General features: G+C 62.0%; 18 protein-coding genes and 2 pseudogenes. 13 read left to right on the top strand and 7 right to left on the bottom strand.

Annotated features, from left to right (window positions below; all coding sequences use genetic code 11):
- The first annotated feature begins 146 nt into the window (after positions 1-146).
- The 10 genes from ACXJ16_RS21730 (at position 147) to ACXJ16_RS21685 (ending at position 12,272) form a co-directional block, all read left to right on the top strand.
- Positions 147-449, top strand: a complete 303-nt coding sequence (locus ACXJ16_RS21730) for a hypothetical protein (RefSeq protein WP_443478315.1) — start codon at positions 147-149, stop codon at positions 447-449.
- On the top strand, positions 446-2,479 hold the full coding sequence (locus ACXJ16_RS21725; protein ID WP_463921914.1) for a type IV secretion system DNA-binding domain-containing protein: 2,034 nt from the start codon (positions 446-448) through the stop codon (positions 2,477-2,479). The genes ACXJ16_RS21730 and ACXJ16_RS21725 overlap by 4 nt, the downstream gene beginning before the upstream one ends.
- Positions 2,476-5,430: a MobF family relaxase gene (mobF, locus tag ACXJ16_RS21720; RefSeq protein WP_463921912.1), complete on the top strand. Its 2,955-nt coding sequence runs from the start codon at positions 2,476-2,478 to the stop codon at positions 5,428-5,430. Before ACXJ16_RS21725 ends, mobF begins: the two co-directional genes overlap by 4 nt.
- On the top strand, positions 5,420-5,920 hold the full coding sequence (locus ACXJ16_RS21715) for a lytic transglycosylase domain-containing protein (protein ID WP_231635441.1): 501 nt from the start codon (positions 5,420-5,422) through the stop codon (positions 5,918-5,920). The genes mobF and ACXJ16_RS21715 overlap by 11 nt, the downstream gene beginning before the upstream one ends.
- Before the next feature lie 76 nt (positions 5,921-5,996).
- On the top strand, positions 5,997-6,917 hold the full coding sequence (locus ACXJ16_RS21710) for a HEPN domain-containing protein (RefSeq protein WP_463921911.1): 921 nt from the start codon (positions 5,997-5,999) through the stop codon (positions 6,915-6,917).
- A gap of 227 nt (positions 6,918-7,144) precedes the next feature.
- Complete coding sequence (locus ACXJ16_RS21705; RefSeq protein ID WP_463921910.1) at positions 7,145-7,771, top strand: RNA polymerase sigma factor; 627 nt, start codon at positions 7,145-7,147, stop codon at positions 7,769-7,771.
- 99 nt (positions 7,772-7,870) lie between these two features.
- Positions 7,871-8,863 carry a FecR family protein gene (locus tag ACXJ16_RS21700; protein WP_054434584.1) on the top strand — a complete coding sequence of 331 codons (993 nt, stop codon included), beginning with the start codon at positions 7,871-7,873 and terminating at the stop codon, positions 8,861-8,863.
- A 126-nt stretch (positions 8,864-8,989) separates the two neighbouring features.
- Positions 8,990-9,991 (top strand): TonB-dependent siderophore receptor, encoded by a 1,002-nt coding sequence (locus tag ACXJ16_RS21695; RefSeq protein ID WP_463921908.1) that lies wholly within the window; start codon positions 8,990-8,992, stop codon positions 9,989-9,991.
- Entirely contained in the window at positions 9,957-11,459 is a 1,503-nt protein-coding gene (locus ACXJ16_RS21690; protein WP_463921907.1) for a TonB-dependent siderophore receptor, read from the top strand. The genes ACXJ16_RS21695 and ACXJ16_RS21690 overlap by 35 nt, the downstream gene beginning before the upstream one ends.
- Before the next feature lie 240 nt (positions 11,460-11,699).
- A complete protein-coding gene (locus ACXJ16_RS21685) occupies positions 11,700-12,272 on the top strand; it encodes an energy transducer TonB (protein ID WP_243692795.1) in 573 nt (190 codons plus the stop codon).
- A gap of 446 nt (positions 12,273-12,718) precedes the next feature.
- Here the strand turns inward: ACXJ16_RS21685 and ACXJ16_RS21680 are convergent, their stop codons facing one another.
- The 5 genes from ACXJ16_RS21680 to ACXJ16_RS21660 all read right to left on the bottom strand — a co-directional run bounded on the left by ACXJ16_RS21680 (position 12,719) and on the right by ACXJ16_RS21660 (position 16,260).
- Positions 12,719-13,270: a carboxymuconolactone decarboxylase family protein gene (locus tag ACXJ16_RS21680; protein ID WP_054434586.1), complete on the bottom strand. Its 552-nt coding sequence runs from the start codon at positions 13,268-13,270 to the stop codon at positions 12,719-12,721.
- 55 nt (positions 13,271-13,325) lie between these two features.
- A complete protein-coding gene (locus ACXJ16_RS21675) occupies positions 13,326-13,634 on the bottom strand; it encodes a DUF1330 domain-containing protein (protein ID WP_463921905.1) in 309 nt (102 codons plus the stop codon).
- 18 nt (positions 13,635-13,652) lie between these two features.
- Positions 13,653-14,465 (bottom strand): TauD/TfdA dioxygenase family protein, encoded by an 813-nt coding sequence (locus ACXJ16_RS21670; RefSeq protein ID WP_463921904.1) that lies wholly within the window; start codon positions 14,463-14,465, stop codon positions 13,653-13,655.
- A 50-nt stretch (positions 14,466-14,515) separates the two neighbouring features.
- Complete coding sequence (locus ACXJ16_RS21665; RefSeq protein WP_185999947.1) at positions 14,516-15,631, bottom strand: NADH:flavin oxidoreductase; 1,116 nt, start codon at positions 15,629-15,631, stop codon at positions 14,516-14,518.
- An 83-nt stretch (positions 15,632-15,714) separates the two neighbouring features.
- Entirely contained in the window at positions 15,715-16,260 is a 546-nt protein-coding gene (locus ACXJ16_RS21660; protein ID WP_463921902.1) for a MarR family winged helix-turn-helix transcriptional regulator, read from the bottom strand.
- 214 nt (positions 16,261-16,474) lie between these two features.
- On the opposite strand from ACXJ16_RS21660, the pseudogene ACXJ16_RS21655 reads away from it, so the two are divergent.
- Together ACXJ16_RS21655 and ACXJ16_RS21650 are read left to right on the top strand one after the other, a co-directional pair.
- A pseudogene (locus ACXJ16_RS21655) lies at positions 16,475-17,044 on the top strand (transposase family protein); the annotation flags it as partial.
- A gap of 8 nt (positions 17,045-17,052) precedes the next feature.
- Positions 17,053-17,862, top strand: a pseudogene (locus tag ACXJ16_RS21650) (IS110 family RNA-guided transposase); the annotation flags it as partial.
- A gap of 398 nt (positions 17,863-18,260) precedes the next feature.
- Here the strand turns inward: ACXJ16_RS21650 and ACXJ16_RS21645 are convergent.
- Positions 18,261-19,670 (bottom strand): aminotransferase-like domain-containing protein, encoded by a 1,410-nt coding sequence (locus ACXJ16_RS21645; protein WP_463921900.1) that lies wholly within the window; start codon positions 19,668-19,670, stop codon positions 18,261-18,263.
- 118 nt (positions 19,671-19,788) lie between these two features.
- Here ACXJ16_RS21645 and ACXJ16_RS21640 point away from each other — a divergent pair, with 118 nt between their 5' ends.
- Complete coding sequence (locus tag ACXJ16_RS21640; protein WP_463921899.1) at positions 19,789-20,649, top strand: DMT family transporter; 861 nt, start codon at positions 19,789-19,791, stop codon at positions 20,647-20,649.
- A 108-nt stretch (positions 20,650-20,757) separates the two neighbouring features.
- On the opposite strand, the gene ACXJ16_RS21635 is transcribed toward ACXJ16_RS21640, so the two are convergent.
- Positions 20,758-21,435 carry a type 1 glutamine amidotransferase domain-containing protein gene (locus ACXJ16_RS21635; RefSeq protein WP_463921897.1) on the bottom strand — a complete coding sequence of 226 codons (678 nt, stop codon included), beginning with the start codon at positions 21,433-21,435 and terminating at the stop codon, positions 20,758-20,760.
- Between the last annotated feature and the right edge of the window lie 28 nt (positions 21,436-21,463).

Genomic DNA, 21,463 nt, shown 5'->3' with positions numbered 1-21,463 from the left:
CGGCGGTAGCCGATGCGGTCCAAGTGATTGATCTGGCTTGGCACCGATCGTCGCACGTGTCGGACACGTCAAAACCTTGAGAAATCCGTGGTTTTCTGCTACCAAGGTGAGGCTTCACCACGTGCCGGCGCAGCATGGACCTGCGCATGGCAAGGATTACCATCCGTCTCTCCGACGACCTGTTCGAGCGCTTGCTCGATCAGGCGGCCACTCTCGGCACTACTCCATCGGGCTACGTTCGCGATGTCCTCGAGCGCTTTGAGGGCAACGATCCCACCGGCTACCACGCTCGTTTCGACGAAATTCACGCAACCGCAATCCAGACGCTGGCGATCCTGGCGAAGTCCGTCGGTGCCCGCGCACCAAGCCTCCTCGAGGAAGGGCTGGGCGATGCGCGCCGTCTCTTGCGTGACAGGGGGCTGCTCGATCCCGAGCAGGACCGCACGTGAGCATCTTCCGCCACGACACGCTCGGGTCCTGGACCCGTGGTGGGCAGGCCACTGTCCACAATGTCCGAATGACCACGCAGGTCTTTTATCAGACCTGCCTTGCCGGGCTGGTGGTCTGGATCGGCGGGATCGTCTGGTATGCGCTCGAGCGCTCCAGCGCGTACGAGCGCTTCGTCCTTGCCAAGGTCGGCCAGGCTCTCGTGATGGGAGACACGGTTCCGGGTAATGCCACGCCTATTCTGTTCCACACCGAAAGCGGTGAGCCCTACTGGACGACACCAGCGCGGCTTATGGACGCCGAGGTCGCCAAGGACACCTTGCGGGCGTTCGAAGGGTATCTCCTCCATGGGGCTGCCATCTCCGGCGTCTTTGCCCTCGGCACGCTGCTCTGGGCATGGTTCTACTTCACCCGGATGGGGAGGGGACTAGGGTCCAACCAGTTCCTGCGAGGGGCCCGCTTCGGCACCATCAGGCAAGTGCGCCGGGCGCTCTGGGCGCAGGCGCGTGGCAGCTTCGAAATCGGCGGAGTACGAGTGCCCGATGCCTTCGAGCCGGAGCATATCCTGATCTGTGGGGCGCCCGGGACAGGAAAGACCAACATCATCGTCAAGATGCTGGCAGGGATCCGTTCCGCGGGGCGCCGCGCGATTGTCTACGACACTGCTGGGACCTTCGTGGAGAAGTTCTATCGGCCTGGGATCGATGTCCTGCTGAACCCGCTAGACCTTCGTTCGGATCGCTGGTCGCCTTGGGTCGATGTCCCGCGGGACTACCACTACGACCAGATCGCCGAGTCCACGATCCCTGATAAGTCGGGTGATCCGTTCTGGGCCAAGGCCGCGCGCGGCTCTCTGGTTGCGGTCATGCGCAAGCTCGCGCGCCAGGAACGGACGCTCGTTTCGATCCTTCTCGACACTCTCCTGCGCTCAAAGCTGAAGGATCTTGCAGCCTTCGCCGCTGGCACCGATGCCGCGGCCTTCATTTCCATGGAAGGAGAGCGAACCTCGGCGGGCATCCAGGCCGAGCTGGCCTCGGTGTTGCGCAGTTTCTCCTACCTCGACGATACCGCCGATGGCCTCTCGATCCGCGATTGGGTGGCAAACGAGAAGGACGACAGCTGGCTCTTCATCAGCGTGAAGGCGGATCAGCTGCCCTCGCTGCGCCCTCTGATCACGGTCTGGCTCGACATTGCGATCAGCGCGATCATGAGCCTTACCCCAGACCGTAATCGTCGGCTCTACTGCGTCATCGACGAGCTGCCGTCGCTTCACAAGCTGCCGTCGCTTTCTGACTTCCTGGCGCGCGCGCGGAAGTACGGAGGCTGCGGGGTGCTGGGGTACCAGAGCTACCCGCAGCTGGAGGCTACCTACGGGATACAGGATGCTGCTGCGATTACCGGATACTGTTCGACGTGGGTCGCGCTGAGGGCAAACGACACGCTGACCGCCAAGCATGTCAGCGAGAACCTTGGACAGGTGGAACAGGTCGAGGCGAACGAGGGCATGTCCTACGGCGTCAACGATATGCGTGACGGCGTGAACCTGTCGCGCATGCAGGTAACCCGCCCATTGGTCATGCATACCGAAGTGACGAACCTGCCCAACCTGGTGGGTTATCTGCGCTTTGGGCGCGATCTTCCGGTGGTGCGCTTCGAGGACAGCTTCCACAACGTTCCGTCCGTCGCCTTTGCCTTCGAGGAGAAGCTCGATCCGCCGGTTCGGCTGGCGGTTCATGAGGAGCCTTCGGCTCCCGACCTTGTCGCTGCTGAAGTGGCATCCCCTCCGAAGCGTGGCTCAGCGAAACGTCGTCAGACTCCGACCGCCGATGCCGCTTCCTCACTGATGCTGCCTCTCGATGCGGTCGCAGTGACACGTTCCGAGGAGAGCCTCCAAGGTGACAGGCGGGAAGTCGAGGCGGCACCGTCGGCGAGCGCGACGCAGCCCCTCATGCTTCTCGGCAAGCCGGCAGACTTCCGTCTTCATCAGCACGGTCGCCGCACCGGCGCGCGTGATGCGTCGAGGCCGGCATGATCCATCCCCGCCGCCTCAAGGGTACGCCGAAGAACCTCGCGCGTTATTACGCCGTCGGGGATTACTACACGAAAGGGGAGGGTGAGCATTCGCAGTGGGGCGGGCTGATCGCCGATGAGCTTGGTCTCTGCGGCAAAGTGGACCCTGCCGTGATGCGCGATCTGCTGGCAGGCAAGATCGGCGATCAGCAACTGGGGCTTCGAAAAGGCGACGGGACCATCGAGCATCATCCCGGCTGGGACTTTGCGGTCAATGCGCCGAAGTCGGTTTCGATCATGGCGCTTGTAATGGGGGACGAGAGGATCGTTGCCGCTCACGAGACGGCGGTAACCGAAGCTCTGGGTTATCTCGAGGAACACGCGACCCTGCGCCGCCGTTGCGACGGCGAAGTGGTCCACGAGACCACGGGGCGCCTCGTCTACGCCCGCTTTACGGAGCATGCCTCGCGCGAGCTTGACCCTCATCTCCATACTCACGTGGTCATCATGAACGTAACCAACCGAGGGGAAGGGGAGCAGTTCGTGAGCCTCGAAACCCGGGCCATGTACGCCGAGCAGATGGTTGCCGGGCAGGTCTATCGTAATGAGCTCGCTCACCGGATCCGAGAGCTTGGCTATGAAGTCGATTTCGATCCCAGGCGGGGTCTCTTCGAGATCCGCGGATTCCCCCAGGATCTGGTGAGCGAGATGTCGCAGCGCGCCGAACAGATCGACGCCCATGCGAAGGAGCATGGGCTCGAAGGCCAGGCTGCACGGCGCAAATCGTTCTACGAAACCCGGGGCCCCAAGGCGCGCGCAACCCTCGAGGATCTTCGAGGCCAATGGAAGGCTCGCCTCGGGCCGCACCGGGAGGCGCTCGAAGGGGCGAGGGAGACAGCCGAAGAGCGTGGCCCACGGATGCTTGAGCCATCCCATGCTGTCTCGGCGCGCGCCATGTTGTTCGGTCTGCGCCATTCCGAAGGCAGGGAAGCGGTCAATAACCTCGGACAGCTCTTGCGGGCGGGGCTCGCTTCGCACCTGGGGGAAGTTCGCCTTTCCGATATCCGGCCTCTTGCAGAGGAGCACGAGGGGCGGCGTAAGCTGCTGAAGGCGCAGCAGCCCACAGGAGATCTGGTACTCACCCGCGGGCGCACTACGCGCAGGACCGCCCGCCTTGAACTGGCCTTGTCCGACCACCTGGCTCTGGCCTTGAACGATGCCGCCCCGCTTGCGGTGGACGCCCGGCTGGTCGAAGCGAGCGCCGAACACGGACTTACCGCGGCGCAGCAGGGAGGCCTTCGGCATCTGGGAACAAGCCCGGATCGCCTCGTCGGTGTCCATGGCGTCGCCGGCGCCGGTAAATCGACACTCGTGGGAGCTCTCCGCCGTGCCAGCGACGAGCGTTTCACCATGATCGCCCTGGCCCCTACCTCGTCCGCCGCTGCCGAACTTGGTGGGCGGGCCGGCATCGAGAGCCGTACCGTCGCCAGTCTTCTCGCGCGGGGAGGGCGGGGCCTGGACGAGAACTCGGTGCTGATCCTCGATGAGGCCGGGCAGCTTGGCAACCGGCAAGCCATACGGCTGTTGGAGCTGAGCCGGCTCTCGGGTGCGCGGCTCATCATGCTTGGCGACAACCGTCAGACAGGTGCCATCGAGCAGGGGAAACCTTTCTGGCTGATGCAGCAGTTGGGCTTGTCGCGGGTCGACCTCATGGTGTCCGTCCGTCAGGAAACCAGGGCGATGAAAGCTGCGGTCGCGCTCGCTCGTAGCGGAGACTATGCCGGTTCGCTTGCCAATCTCGACAAGGTCCTGACGCAGGAGAAACCCGAGGAACTCGCGCAAAGCCTGGTTCGGGAATGGACGAGGCTCAAACCCGAAACCCGAACCACAACCAACATCCTGGTGCTGGACAACGCTACGCGGCTCATCGTGAACACGAAAGTGCGCGAGGCGCTCCGAACCGAGGAAGCGATTGGTGCCGAGGATGCAAGTCTCTCGGTGCTGACGCCGGCGGGACTATCCGATGCCGAGAAGCGCTATGCTAGGTTCTACAGCCGTGGGCAGGTCTTGACCTTTTCGCGCGGAGATCACCGGTCCGGGATCGTGCGCGAGGGTGAATACCGTGTCGTGCGCATGGTTACGGATGATGCCGAGCGGCAGGTGCTCGAGCTTGCCGATGAACACGGTCGGACGGTCCGCTGGAATCCGCGACTGGGGCGCCCGCAGCGGGTCAACGTCTTCAATGTGGAGGACCGGGAACTGACGCGTGGCGATCGCATCCAGTGGCGCCTGGTGAACCACGATCTCGACATCAAGAATGCCGAGCGGGGAACGGTCGAGGCGCTCGAAGGCAGCCGCGCAACCATTCGATGGGACCGCGATGGCCGGCGGCAATCAATCGATCTGGATCATCACAAGACCTGGGACCACGGGTACGCGGAGACGATCTACGCGGCTCAGTCGAAGACGTACGACAGGGTCTATGTGCTGGCGCCACTTGGTTCGCCGCTGGTAAACGGCAAGAACTACTACACCGCGATCACCCGGGCCCGCTTCGGGGTAAAGCTATGGACCCAGGATCGGGACAAGCTTGCCGAATTCCTGACCGTGAGGTCGGGCGAAAAGACCTCCGCCCTGGAGGGGCTGGGCCGCGTCGAGCGCGACAGCCTGAGGGGCAGGTCACCGCGCCATTCGGAGCGATGGGCGCGCATGAGGGAGGAACAAGCGAACGAGCGGTACCAGCGCAAACTTCGGCTTGCTGCACAACGGAGTTCAGCCGGGTGGGGAGGGCGCGAGGGGCTTGCCGCAAGTCTCACCGAGCGGGGGCGTTCCGCAGCGGCAATTCTCGATGCATGGATCCAGTCGATCTTCACCCATGGTCGTTCGGGCGATGTTGCACCCGAAATACAGGTCCGATCAACCGGCCCGAGCGAAAGTGCGGCACCTCACAATGGAGACGGCCGTGATCGGTAAACCCGTTATGCTAAGCTTGGGCGTTGCCGTCCTTGTCGCGGCACTGGTTCCAAATGGAGCGGGTGCGCGTCCCACTCGGAACCTGGAGCAGAAAGCCCTGATCGGCCGGTGCATTCGCGAGGCTGCCTCTGGGCGAGAATGGCTGGAGCGCACTTTGTGGGGGCTGCGGGATCAGGAAGCTGGCTGGATTGGCGCCGAGGTTCCAAACACCAACGGGACGCATGACCTTGGGCCGATGCAGATCAACACCTGGTGGATCCCAAAGCTCTCTGCTCTCATCCACAAGCCTCCAGAGACAGTCAGGGCCTGGCTCATCCAGGATGCTTGCTTCAATGTCCAAATCGCGCGCTGGATATTTCTGGCAGAGCTCAGCGCAAATCGCGACTATTGGAGGGCAATCGGCGCGTATCACAGCCCGACCGATTGGAGGGGCCGAGATTACGCGCTCTCGGTCTCGAAAAAGATGAGAGCGCGGTTCGGCACGAATTGACGAGTGTTAACTCCCTTTCGTCCAGGTCGTCGCTATGGTCTCATGGCGGGCGGATGCGCATAGCGATTGGTGAAACATGCTGACTGATCTCGATAATCTCCCACAGGAAATTCGACCCGATCTCCAGCTCGTACTAGAATTTCTCTTTTTCGAACTCGCGAACTCGCTGGTCCTATCCACGCAGGAATGGAAACGACAGGGACGCATTTTGAAAGTCATCCTGTTCGGCGCCTATGCACGCGGTACTGGAACGCGGGAGTTACCGGGCGGGCGTACGCCAAAGTACTCGATCCTTGTGGTGGTTAGCGATGACCGGCTTGCGCAAAAATCCGACTTTCCATTGCATGCAGAAGATCGACTCATGCGTGAACATGCCATCACGCGGCAACTTGCCGTACCGGTCAGCCTGTCGATCCGCGGTATCAAGTCGGTCCACCGCGATCTGTCGCACGGTAAATCGTTTGTGTGTGGGGCGGTGGCTGACGGCACAGTACTCTACGAACTACCAGGCCATCCCCTGTCATTGCCAATGGTGCCGGACCACGCTGCCGTGCTTCAGGAGCGTCGCGCGGATTTCGATTACTGGTTCTCCAGCGCGAGCGAATTCCTGGAGTTTGCCCAGATTTCGCTCGCCCGCAAGTGGCTCAATCGGGCGGTCTTCCAATTTTATCAGGTGACGGAGGTCCTGTACCACACCGTACTGTATATGCTGACGGGAGACAGTCCGCGATCGCAAAACGTTACCTGGCTTCGTGACCGAAGCGAGGACATCGTGCCTGCGTTGGCGAGGGCGTGGCCTAGCGAAACGAAGTCGGAAAAACGCTGCTTCAAGCGGCTGCACGACTCCTACGTGAAGTCGCGATACGATCGCCAATATCGGATCTCTGAAGACGAGCTGGCTTGGATTGCGGGGCGTGTAGATTACCTGCATTCCGAAGTTCAGGCATTGTCTTGCGACCGATTGGGAGTAGATTTTATGGTGCGCGGCGAGACCTAAGTATCCCTGATATAGCTCTTCAAACTGGACCTTGGATGCATTTGTACCAGCGTCCCGATAATATCTGAACGGCGCTAGAAATGTTGCAGAGAGCATTCGAATGACTTTTTTTGGCCGACAGAGTACTGTCGCGTTTGGAGAAGTGAAAGTGAGATAGCTGCCGGTCGCTAAAAGGCAGGGCAGAATGTGCGATAAAGCTTCGCTCAGAGTATAACGCTATCAAATTAGTGCTTGAGCGTGGTCACATTGCTGAATGTTATGCTCTTGGCGCTGTCAAAAGTGTCGCTGTACCCACGCAGTTGCGATTCATTCGCAACATCGATAGGGCGCATTTCGCCATGTCGAGCAACTCCGCCTTGCTATCCCGTCTGCTGACCACCGAGCGCGCCGCCCTGGTGCGCTGGCTGGCGAGGATGGTGGGCAGCGTCGCGGCAGCAGAGGATGTCGCGCAGAACCTATATTTGCGCGTGCAGAGCGTGAAAGACGATCCGCCGATCATCAACAAGCGCTCCTTCCTGTTCCGCCTCGCCTCGAACCTGGCGCTGGATCATCTACGCGCCGCGCGGCGACAGGCAGCCCTGTTTGTCGAGGAAGCCGATGGTCACGGCGTCGCTTCGCCGGATCCCAATGCTGAAACGCGCCTGCTCGATCAGGAAAAAGTTCGCCAGATTGCTGCGGTAGTCGATACGATGCCGCTCCGCTGCCGACAGGTCTTCGTGCTGGTCAAGATCGACGAATTGAGCGTCTCGGAAGCAGCGGAGCGGTTGTCGATCAGCCAGGACATGGTGCGCAAGCATATCCGTCATGCCCTGGTGCTGTGCCATCGGGCTTTGTCGGACGCGGCCGAAGCATGAGCGATCCTGCGATGACACCCTATCGTTTTGCTTGCGCCGAACGTCATGGGATGAAAGCGGAATGCAGATTGGCGGCAATTTCGCATGGGAAATGACTGTATGCCGCGTGATACCGAGGCGCCTTTGCCGAATTCGCTTGCCGATGAAGCGGCCTATTGGGTTTCCGCCGATTTCGACGGCGAACTGCCTGCCAAAAAGCGAGCCGAGCGCGATGCCTGGCTGGCCCGAGATCCAGAACACGCGCGCGCCTATGCGCGGATGCAGGACCTCTGGATGCAGATGGGCGCCGTGCCCGAGACTCCGGCGCTGCGCGCATCCCTGCCGCAAGAGCCCGTTCGCAAGACCCGAAGGCTCGCTCGGCCAGGGGCACGCGTGCGGCGGCGCTGGGCAATTTCCGCGATCGCCGCAAGCCTCATTTTTGCGTTGGTCTGGTCGGCGCAGGGCTGGATGACGATGCTCCAGGCTGACGCGATGACCGGAACCGGCGAGAGGCGCACGATGCGACTTGCCGATGGTTCCACGATGCAGTTGGGGACACACAGCGCAGTGGCTTTCGAATTTGCAGGCAACCGCCGCGTGGTCCGGCTACTGACCGGCGAGGCTGCATTCACCGTGGCACCCGATCCATCGCGCCCGTTCCGCGTGCAGGCGGGCGCGGGATCGACGACGGCGCTCGGCACCCGTTTCCTCGTCCGGCGCGACGGCGCCGAAACGCGTGTAACCGTCACCGAACACAAGGTGCGCATTCGCTATCCGGCCGAGGACGGCACCTCTGCCGTCCTGCACGAAGGCAAGAGCCTTTCCTATGGGCCCGCAGCAGGGATCGGCCCTGCATTCACGGTCAACCCGGACGATGCCATGGCGTGGACCGAAGGAGCGCTGGTGTTCAAGGATGCGCCGCTCAGCGAGGTCGTCGCCGAGATCGGGCGCTACCATCGAGGCTATCTGGGGGTAGTCGGTGCGGCGCGTGACTTGCGCGTCAGCGGGGTGTTCCACATCGACGATCCGGTTGCGGCCATCGCTCAACTCCGCAGCTCTCTGGGGCTGCGTTCGGCCCAGCTCACTGACCGCATGATCTTGATTTTCAGCTGATTTTCCGGTCAGGCGAAAAAATTTTCAACCTGAGCTCTCGTTTCGCAAACCATGATCGTCATAGATGCAAGGCGTTCGCATTAGCAATAACGCCTCGAGTTCAACGACGTTCGGGGATTATCCAGAGTGAAGATTTCGACAAAGGCGCGCGGCGGGCAGCGCGCGAGCGGCAGGCTGATGGCCGCCGTACTCCTTGCCGGTACGACGATGGGGCTTTCGGCCGGGATCGCCGCTCCGGCGCTGGCGCAAGAAGCCCGGAGCTACGATATTCCCGCCGGCGCGCTGGCCGATGTTCTCAACAGCTATGCCCGGCAGGCCGGTGTCGAACTGGCCTATCGCGCCGAATTGACAGCGGGCGTTTCAAGTCCCGGTCTCAAGGGCAGCTTTGCCCCGGCGGAAGGCCTTTCGCGCATTCTTGCCGGTAGCGGGGTGACCTTCCGCCAGACCGGGCCGCGCGCCTTCACGCTGGAGGCTGCACCTCGAACCGCGGATGGCACCATCCAGCTTGGGCCGGTGCAGGTTCAGGGCAGTGATGGCGGAAACGGCGGCAGCCTGGCTGGACGGACCAGCGATCCTGCCGTGAGCGAGGGAACCCGTTCCTACACCGTACGCAGCACCTCGACCGCCACCAAGCTGGCTCTCTCCCCGCGGGAGACGCCCCAGTCGGTCTCGGTCGTCACGCGCCAGAAGATGGACGACCAGAACGTTCAGTCGCTCGACGATATTGCCCGCACCACGACGGGGATTACCTATACCAAGCTCGGGACCGACCGCTCGACCTATTACGCGCGCGGATCGGAGATCACCGATATCCAGTTCGACGGAATTCCGAGCAACATTTCCGAGAACTACTCGATGGACGTGATGTCCACCGCGAACATGGCGATCTACGACCGGGTCGAGGTGGTGCGCGGTGCCAACGGGCTGTTGCAAGGCACCGGCAATCCTTCCGCAGCGATCAATCTCGTGCGCAAGCGGGCGACGCGCGACTTTCAACTGGGTGTCGAGGCAGGCATTGGATCATGGTCCAACTATCGCGGGCAGGTGGACGTTTCCGGGCCGATCACCAAGGGCGGCGACGTGCGCGCGCGCCGTGGCTTTCTACAACAACGCGGGCAGTTACCGTGACGGCGCCAGCAGGGACAATCGCCTGCTGTACCTGACGGCGGAAGCCGATCTTACCCCCGGCACGTTGCTGCGCGTCGGCGGCACCGCGCAGCGCGATTACAACCACGGCTACGACTGGGGCGGGCTCAACACCGACGTCAGCGGTGCGTTCTACGATCTGCCGCGTTCGGCCTCGCTGGCGGGCAAGTGGGCCTATCTCAAGCGCCGCAACTATTCGGCCTTCGGCGAACTGCAACAGCAGATCGGCAGCGACTGGAAGATCGTGGTCGCCCCCAGCGCGATCTGGTCGGACGCGGACTTTCGCTCGTCCTATCCGGCACGTTCCTCTGGCGACATCTACCGGCTGGTGGTCTCCGACGTGGATTACCGGGACCGGCAGGTGGGGCTCGACGTCTATGCCACCGGCCATTACCGGCTGCTGGGCGGCGAGCATCAGCTAGTCCTTGGCGGCAGCCTGCGGCGCGACAAGTTCGATTTCACGATCCACACCGCATCCAATACGCCGACCGTCGACATCACCGACTATGACTATGCGTCGATCACAGCCCCGGTGCTCAACACCGCCAGCACTTATTACAATTACAACCGCAAGGAAGGCGGCCTTTACGGTTCGACCCGTCTGGCTCTGGCCGATGGGCTTCATGCCATTCTCGGCGCACGCCTGAGCTGGTCGAGCTACACCGTCCTGAGCCCTTACGTGAACGACGAATACAGCTCGAAAGCCCGGTTCCTGCCCTACGCCGGGGTTGTCTACGATCTCGACAACCACCATTCGCTCTACGTCAGCTACACGGAAGTCTACAAGACGCAGAGCTACTACAGCGCGGGCAATACGCTGCTTGATCCGATCCAGGGACAGAACTACGAAGCCGGGGTAAAGGGCGAATACTTCGACGGGCGCCTGAATGCATCGTTGGCGGTGTTCCAATCCAGCCTGCTCAACATGCCCGAGGCCACGACGGCGGACAAGACGTGCGGCGTCACCGGTACGTCCACCTGCTACGTCGAAGGCGGGCGCGTACGCAACCGCGGCTTTGAAGTCGAGGTTTCCGGCTCTCCGCTGCCGGACTGGAACGCGACGCTTGGCTTCACCTATAGCGATCCCGAATATGTCGCAGGCGTCAACAAGGGGACGGACTACAACACCCGCATTCCGCGCAAGCTGTTCAAGTTCTCGACCGACTACCGCCTGCCGGGCAGCTTCAACCGCATGCGGCTGGGCGGCGACCTTTATGTCCAGAGCAAGATGTATACCCAGACCGCAAGCTATACGATCAAGCAGGGCGGTTACGCGCTGGTTGGACTGCACGCGCGCTATGATGTCAGTGAAGCGGTCGAACTGGGTCTCAACGTCAACAATCTGCTGGACAAGACCTACTACCAGTCGATCCCGACCTCGAACAACTTCGGCGGATTGTTCTACGGCGATCCGCGCAGCGTGATGGCAACGGTGCGCGGACGTTTCTAAGTGCCATCCAACAAGCCGATTATACTGTCACCCTCCTCGGACAGCCCTGCGCTACCCGAGGAGTGTGACCCTGCGCGAGATGACACTGTCGGCTGGCGATTTGCGAGCGATTCAAGAACCTTTCGCTACGCGGACCAAACGGATTCGCTGACCACGCGTCTGGTCGGATTGGGCGGGACAAGCGCGATCGGCCTGGCCATTCTTGCTGGGCTGTTCCTGACCTGGCAGACTTATACGGCCATGCCGCCGCCTGCGACGCTGACGGCGTTCAATGTCGCACGCCCGGCTGCTCCGCCCGAACCCGTTCGCGAAGTGCCGCCAGGGCCGGAGCAGGTGAAGAAGGACAAGCCCGTCCCGAAGCCTCAAGTACCCGAGATCGAAGCGCCGAAGATCGTCATTCCGACCGCCAATGTCGTGGCAGCAACGCCGCCTGCCAAACTCGTGCCGCCCGATCCCGGCCCTCCGGTGAAGGATACTACGGCGCCAGCCAGCAAGCCCGTGCCGCCCGCCCCGCAAGTTTCGAGCGGCAGGCCGACATGGCAGGGCCTCGTCCTCGGCGCCCTCGACAAGGTGAAGCGCTATCCGCGAGACGCCCATTTCGCACGGCAGCAGGGCGTTCCGTACATCCGCTTCGCCATGGACCGGCAGGGCAAGGTACTGTCGGTCAGGTTGGAGCGCTCGTCAGGTGTCCGCTCGCTGGACAACGAGGCTTTGGCGCTTCCGAAGCGGGCGCAGCCGCTGCCCAAGCCGCCAGAGGATGTGAAGGGCGAAGCTATAGAACTGGTCGTGCCAGTTGAGTTCCTCATAACCTGACGGGGACCATTGCATGACCGTATCGACGCTCCCGATCCACCGCCGCACCCGCGCCGGCGCGGGCTGGCATTGAAGTCATGCCTCCCGGCAGTTCTTATGTCAGTCAGAACGGATTGATGTTGCTTTGCTGGATCGCGGAAGCTCAGAGAGGAGCAGGGTCAGTTTCGTCTTGGACAATCGCTGTCTGACCGCCGTCGTTGGGCGTTGCGTACTAGCGTTGGATGCGCCCCCTGCGCGAGTCTCAACTGACACTGTATTTTTCCCGCTTTCCGAAAGTCTGGCTACGACTGGTTTCAGGAGATGGCCCTGTCTTGCGGTATGACCGACTTGGGCGCGTTGCTGCCGTCTTGGTTTATCAGGGCCAGAGCGCCGTTCCAGCGAGCAGATGCCTGCGCGGCCATGGCGCTGTTCGCCTTGCGTCATTGCCCGGTTCCCGAGGTGACGCCTCAGATAAGCACGAGCCGTGGGAAGCCGGCAGCCTTTGCTTGCTGCATGATCCGAGGCTCGATTTCGGCGCCAGCCGTGTTGAGAATGGCGGCGAGCGCAATGTAGGCCCCGATGACGAAGACCAGTTCGATGACCTGCTGCGTTGTGAAATGCTCCACGAGTTGGGCGAGCGTCTGTGGCGCTATGCCACCCTCCGCGTAGATCTCGTCGGTGGCGCGTATCAGCAGGATTTCCAGGCCGGACCATTGGTCATCGGCATCGTCGTTCTGCAGCGCATCGAGATTCGCCTTGGTCAAGCCGGCGCGCGCTGCCGAAAGCGTGTGATGGATCCATTCGTAATCGGAGGCCCGCCGCCACGCGACGCGCGAGATCGCGATTTCCCTATACCACGCACAAAGTACGAAGCCTTCCGCGACCTTGGCGTTGAAGCGGAGCCAGGGATCAGCGAGCCCCGGTGCGCCAAGAGCAGGATCGAGTTGAAGTCCGAACCCGTGGTGGTCGAACCGGGCGGAAGCATGAGCGGAAATAGCGCCTCGACTTCCGGCGTCCACTGCTCTTCCGGCAAGTTCGATATCCGCTGGCCGTTCTGAAGTGCGCTGGCGCTCATCATTCCGGAAGGCCTTCGACGATGACGACGCGCCACTCGGCTGCATTTTTCCGGAAGGCTAGCGCCTCCTGGTAGGCAGGGCTTGCGTACCAGGCCCTTGCCTTTTCGATTGAGGGGAACTGCAGCATGACGACGCCGTCGGGATTGTCGCCTTCCAGTGCCTGAGAGGTGCCGTAGACCACCAGAGGACGGATTCCGAATTGCTGCTGGAAGGCTGCCGCGCTCTCCCGATTGCGCCGGGAGTATTCCGCGATCGCAGTCTCGTCCTGCACAGGGCTTTCGCGATAGACAATGATATAGGCAGGCATCGGTAGGGTCTCCCGTGTTCAGGCGATGGGTTCTTCACCGACAAGGGTCGTCCGGCTGAGCAGGCGGCCACTGTCGGCCGGATAGGCCTCGACGCGGTGCATCACGCCGGTATTGTCCCAAATGATCAGGTCACCCGATGTCCATTCGTGGCGATAGACGAATTGCGGCTGGGTGGCCCATGCCTGCATGTCATCGATGATCCTGCGGCCTTCCTCCTCGCTCATCCCGTCGATGCGGCCAGCGGTGAGGCCCAGCAGCAAGGACTTGCGCCCCGATCGATGCGTCCAGACCATCGGATGAACCTGTTCAGGGTGCTCGCGCCAGCGAGCCAGTTGCGCCTCGCTCGGATCGGGATGCATCGCGCGCTGGATGTATTCCTGCGAGTGGACCACGCGCAGGCTGTCCGCCTCTGCCTTTCGATCTGCCGGGAGATCGTCATAGGCGGCGTAAGTGTTGGCGAATTCGGTCTGGCCGCCGATTCTGGACAATACGCGCGCGGTCAGCAGCGAAGCCCGTGTTGGCACCATGTCCTGAGCACCGTCGACATGCCAGTGGACAGTGGCATGGAGGTAATCGGCGGTGTCATTCAGCGCGGGATCGAGCGAAATCTTGTAGATGCCCTTCATGCCCTGGTCGATCACCTCGCCGAGGGTCCGGGCGAAAGCGAGTTGCTCGTCATCGGTCAGGTTCAGTTCGCGAAACAGCAGAACCCCGCGCTGTTCCAGCAGTTCCCGTATATCCTCGCCCAGGCCCCCTTGGAGCAGATCCTGCTTGCTGGCCTTGATCTCCGTGCCGATGCGCGGGGTCAGGTCTGCGGTTTCGAATTTCATCATCTCTCTCCGATTGCGGTCTAACGGCAGCTCGATCACCCGCCTGCGCGTCAGACGAATTGCGCGAGGGCATCCGTTGAAAAGGGAACCATTTCGTCAAACCGGCCGGTCTGTGCCTTGTGGGCCCAGTCGGGATTGGTGATCAGCGCGCGGCCGATCGCGATCATGTCGAACTCGTCACGCTCCATGCGTTCGACCAGACTGTCGATGCTTGCAGGCTCAGAATGCTGGCCCTTGAATACCTGAAGGAAATCGCCGTCCAGCCCAACCGATCCGACGCTTATCGTCAGTGCACCGGTCAGCTTCTTCGCCCATCCTGCGAAGTTGAGGCCCTGCGCGCCGTCCGCTTCCGGAAACTCGGGCTCCCAGAACCGGCGCTGCGAACAGTGCAGCACATCCACACCGGCTTCGACCAGCGGTACGAGCCAGTCCGCCATCGCTTCGAGGGTCTGTGTCAGGCGTGCGCTGTAGTCCTGCTGCTTCCACTGGCTGACGCGCAGGATCAGCGGGTAATCGGGCCCGACCTCGGCGCGGATCGTGGCAATGATCTCAGCCGCGAAGCGCGACCGCTCCTTCAGTGTGGGGCCGCCATAGCGGTCATCGCGCAGATTGGTACCTGCCCAGAAGAACTGGTCGACCAGGTAACCATGGGCGCCATGGACTTCCACGCAATCGAAGCCGAGACGCTTGGCATCCGCTGCCGCCCGGGCAAAGGCGGTGACGGTATCGGCAATGGCTTCCTCGCTCATGGTGTCGCCGCGTGCCTGATCCGGTGCGATAAGGCCCGAAGGGCTTTCCACCGTGAAGTCAGGTTCCCAATCCATACTGCTGCTCCGGACCGCGCCAGTGTGCCAGATCTGCGGCGCTATCGCACCGCCGGCACCATGGACCGCGCCGACGACATCACCCCATCCTTCCAGATCGTCGCCGTAGAACCTGGGCACATTGGGCTCGTTCCGAGAGGCCGGCCGGTCCACCACGACGCCTTCGGTCACGACTAGCCCCACGCCGCCTTCAGCGCGCTTGCGATAATAGTTGGCATGCGCAGCGCCGACAGCTCCATCGATGGCGAAACCGCGCGTCATCGGCGCCATGACAATGCGGTTTTTCAGGGTCATCGACCCGATGCGCAGGGGGCGGAAAAGAACGTCGGCATTGCAGGCCATGGGGCGTGATCCAGTGTTGCGGCAAGATGGCCGCTTCCTGGCCGATGCCCTCGGCCGGTATCAATCCCGGATTGTTCAACCCCTTAACTATCCCCCCGCGTGACCGGCAGAAAATCACGGTCCATCATCGTGTGCAACTGTGCGATGATCCGCTCCAGTGCGTCGCGATCGCCCTGCGGCAACTGCCGATAGTGATGCACGAACCGTCCGGCATGCTCGAGGTCGCTGCCGATGCAGCGCACCTTCTCGGCCCCTTCGCTGGTATGCAGCAACATCTTCGTGCGACGATCGGCGGCCGCTTCCGTGCAAGTCAGCAGCCCCCGCTCCGCCAGCCTGGCGACCCGACCCGACAGCGCAGCGTTCGTGACGTTGAGAGCGCTGGCGAGATCGGTTGCCCGCATCGGCACTGGATCGTTCATCATCAGGGCGCTGAGCAGGTGGAAGTCGGCAATGCTCAGGCCATGTTGCCCGCTTATCTGGTTGAGGTCGATCCCCATGAGCTGGCCCACCTTGAACAAGTGCCAGATCGCGCCGAAGTGGCTCACATCAAGCCCCAGATCGGCAAAATAGGCCTTCCCGGCTGCAACCTGATCGACAGGGCGCACCGACTTTGTAGGGCGATTGGTCATCGCCGGATCAAGCCGCCATTAGCCCCATCTGGCAAGCATGATTTCGTCATCTCGGCATAGCGCCCAAGCATCACCTCATTTGCTCGGATCAGACACTGGGCAGCGTTGAAAAATGGGGTGGCGTCAACTCGATGGCGCGCAAAGCTCCAGCTGGTCTGAGCCCGTGGATTTCCTCCAGATTTGAGTAGAGTCCTGCCCTTGGAGTCGGATGGCTATGAAGCGGAGCAGGTTCAGCGAGGAACAGATCATCGCGGTGTTGAAGGAGCAGGAGGCCGGAATGGCGGCCTGGATGTCTCCGAAGCCCGGCGGCTGCGTTCGCTGGAAGAGGAGAACGCTCGGCTGAAGCGTCTTCTGTCTGATGCGATGCAGGATAACGCCATGCTCAAGGAGATCAGCCTGAAAAAGTTCTGACGCCTGGAGCGAAGCGTCAGGCGGTGGGTCATCTCCAGGAGGTTTCCGAGGTGAGCCGGCGCAGGGCTTGCGAGACTCTGGGCGTAGATCGAACGAGCGTGCGCTACGACAGCCGCCGACCGGACGATGCTGCGGCACGGGCACGCATCCGCGAGTTGGCCGGGCTGCCTCGCCGGTTTGGCTATAGCCGCTTGCACTGGCTGCTGTGCCGAGAAGGATGGACAATGAACCACAAGAAGTTTCGGCGGCTGTATCGAGAGGAACGCCTACAGGTGCGCCGGCGCGGTGGCCGCAAGAGGGCCTTAGGCACGCGAGCATCCATGACGATGCCACAGGGCCAAACCAGCGCTGGAGCCTCGACTTCGTATCTGACACCCAGAAGGTCATGAGGTTCGGCTGATCCCGCCAATCTACGTGAAGCCTTTCGTGAAGCGGCAGAAGAACGACGCTGCAGACGCGGCGGCCATTGCCGAAGCCGCTGTACGCCCGAACCTGCATTTCGTTGCGGTCAAAAGCGCGGAACATCAGGCGAGGGCTGTGGCCTATCGCACCCATCAATGTTTTGTGAGCCAGCGAACGCAGACTATCAACGCGCTACGAGGACACTTGGCCGAGTTCGGCCTGGTGTTCCCCCAAGGGATTCCTCATCTGAAGGAAATCCGCGCAGCCATGGACGACGAGGATGTCGACGTGCCTTCCAGTATCCGGGAGATCGCAGGCCTCTACCTCGAGCATATCGACACCCTGTCCGCGAAGATCGACGAGCTTTCACGCAGACTACGGGAAGCCATGGCGGTCAGCGCCGAGCTTCGCCGCCTTTGCACGGTGCCGGGCGTTGGCCCGGTGACCGCCGGTGCGATCATGGCGTTTGCACCAGATCTGCGGACGTTCGCCAGCGGCAGGAACTTTGCGGCATGGCTCGGCCTCGTGCCGAAGCAGCGATCAACGGGCGGAAAATCCCGCCTCGGGTCCATGAGCAAAATGGGTCAAAGCGACATTCGAAAACTTCTCGTCGTCGGTGCGATGAGCAGGATACGATGGATCGCGCGCAAAGGCATTCTCCCCGACAACTGGCTGGGCCGCATGATGGCTCGCCGGCCCAGGATGGTGTTCGCCGTAGCACTGGCAAACAAAATGGCGCGGACAATCTGGGCGATGATGACCCGCGAGGAAGACTACCGTTTGGCGTGATGGCGTAACTGCCATAGCGCTCGGGGCCTCGGTCCCGACAAGGAGATCGACTGATACTATGCGGCAAGGACTTCAATGTTCACGATACGGCTAACCAGTCACAGTGCCAGAGCAAACCAAGCTCGCTGAACCGATGTGGCCCGGATCGTTCGAACTGCATAACGGCCCTTGGCGTTAGCAAGCCACATCGGAGGCCTGACACACGACCGATGAAGCGCTCTGCCGAGCAAAGTCAGAAAATTACCTTGCAATCTCGGAGGCATCCACGCGCGCGGGCGCCAGCGTCCCGTCAGCGTGGATGGCAAGTATTCTGGAATACCGGAAGGTCTCGAACCAGTCCCTGTATCTCTCGGAACGGTCCCGGCAATTTCAGCTTGCGAATGACGTATGCCGCAGTTTCACCCTTGTCGGCCGGATTGATCCAATGCCTGAATGAGGGCGTCCTCTACCCGTTGGTCGTCAGACTGCGCCACGTTGAAACGCATGAACGGCGCCGCAGACTGCGATACGCTGAATACGTTGCCCGGGGCCAGCACTACGCCAGCCTCCAGACAGTGCCGGGCGATATCCGCAGAATCAAGGTCTCCAGGCAGCCGGCACCATAGATAGAAGCCACCTCGCGGCATGAGCCATGGCACGATTCCCAGCTTCGCCAAACGTGCAGCGGTGCGGTCCCGCGCCTGTGCCAATCGCTGTCGGAGTTCGGCCATATGCTTTCGGTAGCTTCCACCCGCCAGCACATCGGCGATCAACTCTGTTGCCACCGGACTGGGCCCGCCGAAGCTCGTCGCAACCTGAAGATCAATCAACCCCTCGATCCAGTCGCGACGCGCAGCGATATAGCCGCAGCGCACGGATGCGGAGAGGGTCTTGGAGAAGCTTCCTATGCGGATGACCCGGTCGAGCCCGTCCAGAACGGCAAGACGCGGCGACGGCGATGGTTCGAAATCGGCGAAGATATCGTCTTCCACGATCGTGAGGTTATGGGCTTCGGCAGCGCTCAGCAGTCGGTGCGCCGACTGGTGGGAGATACTGGCCCCGGTTGGATTGTGGAGCGCGGAGTTGGTAATATAGAGCCTTGGCGTATGTGCAATCAGCGCCGCCTCGAATGCCGCTATGTCGGGACCGGTGGGCGTGTATGGAATGCCGACCAGCTTCACACGGTGAGCGCGGAGCAGCGCCTGGAAATTGAAATAGCCGGGGTCGTCGACCAGCACTGTGTCGCCGGGATGCAGCAGAAAGCGGCAGATCAGATCAATGGCCTGCGTGCCGGATCCGGTCAGCAGAACCTGGTCAGCGCTCGCTTCTATTCCCTCTTCGGCGAAACGACCGAGAAGCAGACGGCGCAGCGCCGGGGAACCACGCGCGCTGCCATATTCGGTCAGCTTCGCATCCTCGCCGCGTGCCAGCGATCGCAACGCCTTGCGGAGTGCTGCATTGGGCATCCAGTCCGTTGGCAGCCATCCGCAGCCCGGCTTGACCATGGAAGTATCGGCGTCGAGCGATTGGCGGGAAATCCAGAATGGGTCAACGGCCCGGTCGCGGCGTGGCCCCATCTCGCTGACCGACATCGGTGGGATACTGCCTCCCGTCACGTAAAAGCCTGAGCCTCGACGCGCGGTGATAACCCCCTCGGCCGCCAATCGGTCATAGGCCTCGACCACGGTGGATGGAGACGCGGACATCGTCTCGGCAAACCCGCGGACAGAGGGCAGCCGATCCCCGGGGCCGATCGCGCGGCTTGCGATCTTCGCACGGATTGCATCCATGAGTGCTTCGGTTCGGGTTCCGCGACGCAGCCGGACCATTATCATGCCCTTTTGATTGTACGGTAGTTTTTGGACATACAGTTACCGAGTTTTGTATGGAATTGTCCCTGCCTTGGCCAGACCTTTCCGGATAGTCCGATCGCGAAAGCGAGGAATCATGGAACGGACTACAGCCGGTTGGGGCAGCGGCATCCTGGGCGTCATCATCTTCAGCGGGTCTCTGCCGGCGACGCGTCTCGCCGTCGCGGATTTCACCCCCCTGTTCGTGACATCGGGACGTGCCGTCATCGCGGCGCTGCTCGGCGCTGTCTTCCTCATGGCACTCCGGCAGGAGCGGCCTGCGCGCTCCGACCTGCTGCCCCTCGCCATCGTCTCGATCGGCGTGGTGCTCGGCTTTCCGCTTCTGACCGGTCTTGCCCTCCAGCACATCACGGCTGCGCATTCGGTGGTTTTCGTGGGGCTGCTTCCACTGTCCACGGCCATCTTCGGCGTGCTGCGCGGTGGCGAACGCCCAAAAACCGCCTTCTGGTTTTTCTCGACGATCGGAGCTGCTTCGGTGGCCGGTTTCGCCCTGTACTACAGCGCAGGCGGTTCGCTGACCGGAGACATGCTGATGTTAGCATCGATCGTGCTGTGCGGGCTGGGCTATGCCGAAGGTGCGTCACTTTCACGGCGCCTTGGGGGATGGCAGGTCATAAGCTGGGCTTTGCTCCTCTCGTTGCCGGTCATGGCCATCATAGCTTTCGCTACCATGCCAATTAGTTGGGGCGACATTGGCTGGCGTGCCTGGTCCGGCTTTGCTTATGTCTCGGTCTTCTCGATGATGCTGGGTTTCGTGTTCTGGTATCGCGGTCTTGCCATCGGCGGCATTGCCGGCGTTGGCCAGCTTCAACTCCTACAGCCCTTCTTCGGGCTGCTCCTTGCGGGTGTTGTTCTCGGAGAGCCGGTTGCATGGACGATGATCGCGTCGACCGTCATCGTCATCCTCTGCGTCGCCGGCGCGAAGCGTTTTTCCTGATCGCCAGCTGGAATCTCCAGTCACGAGACATTGCTGTGGCCGAAGAATTCTATCGCATAGAGAGATGGGCCTGACGCCGCCACTTGCGTGGGCGGCGTCAGGCGCGGGTCAGGCGACCATGGCGATCAGGGCCTTGGCCACATCCTCGCTGCTGGCCGGGTTCTGGCCGGTGACCAGCGTGCCGTCCTGCACCACGAAGGGCGCCCAGTCAGGGCCTTTGCGGTAATCGGCGCCCTGCGCGATGAAGGTGTCCTCGATGAGAAAGGGCACCACATCGGTCAGTTCCACGGCTTCTTCCTCGCCATTGGTGAAGCCTGTAACGGTGCGGCCCTTCACGAAGGGTTCGCCGTTGGCGGCCTTAACATTCTTCAAGACGCCCGGCGCATGACACACCAGACCGAGTGGCTTGCCGGCCTTGGCGAAGCTCTGGATCAGGGCGATCGAGAGTTCGCTCTCGGCCAGATCCCACAGGGGCCCATGGCCGCCGGGGTAGAACACCGTGTCGAAATCCTCTTCCTTCACCGTTTCCAGCTTCACGGTGGACGCCAGAACCGCCTGCGCTGCCGGGTCGGCCTTGAAGCGCGTGGTCAACGGCGTCTGGAAATCGGGCAGATCGCTCTTGGGATCGAGCGGGGGCTGGCCGCCAGCGGGCGAGGCGACGGTGATATCGGCCCCGGCGTCGAGGAAGGTGTAATAGGGGGCAGCGAATTCCTCCAGCCAGAAGCCGGTCTTCTTGCCCGTATCGCCCAGCGCGTCATGGCTGGTCAGAACCATAAGGATTTTCATGTGTGTTCACCTCTCTTGTCCGCCCGGC

This window comes from Novosphingobium sp. TK71 (genome assembly GCF_055361505.1).
Note: the sequence above shows the minus strand (reverse complement) of the source record. Positions and strands in the feature narration are given on the sequence as shown.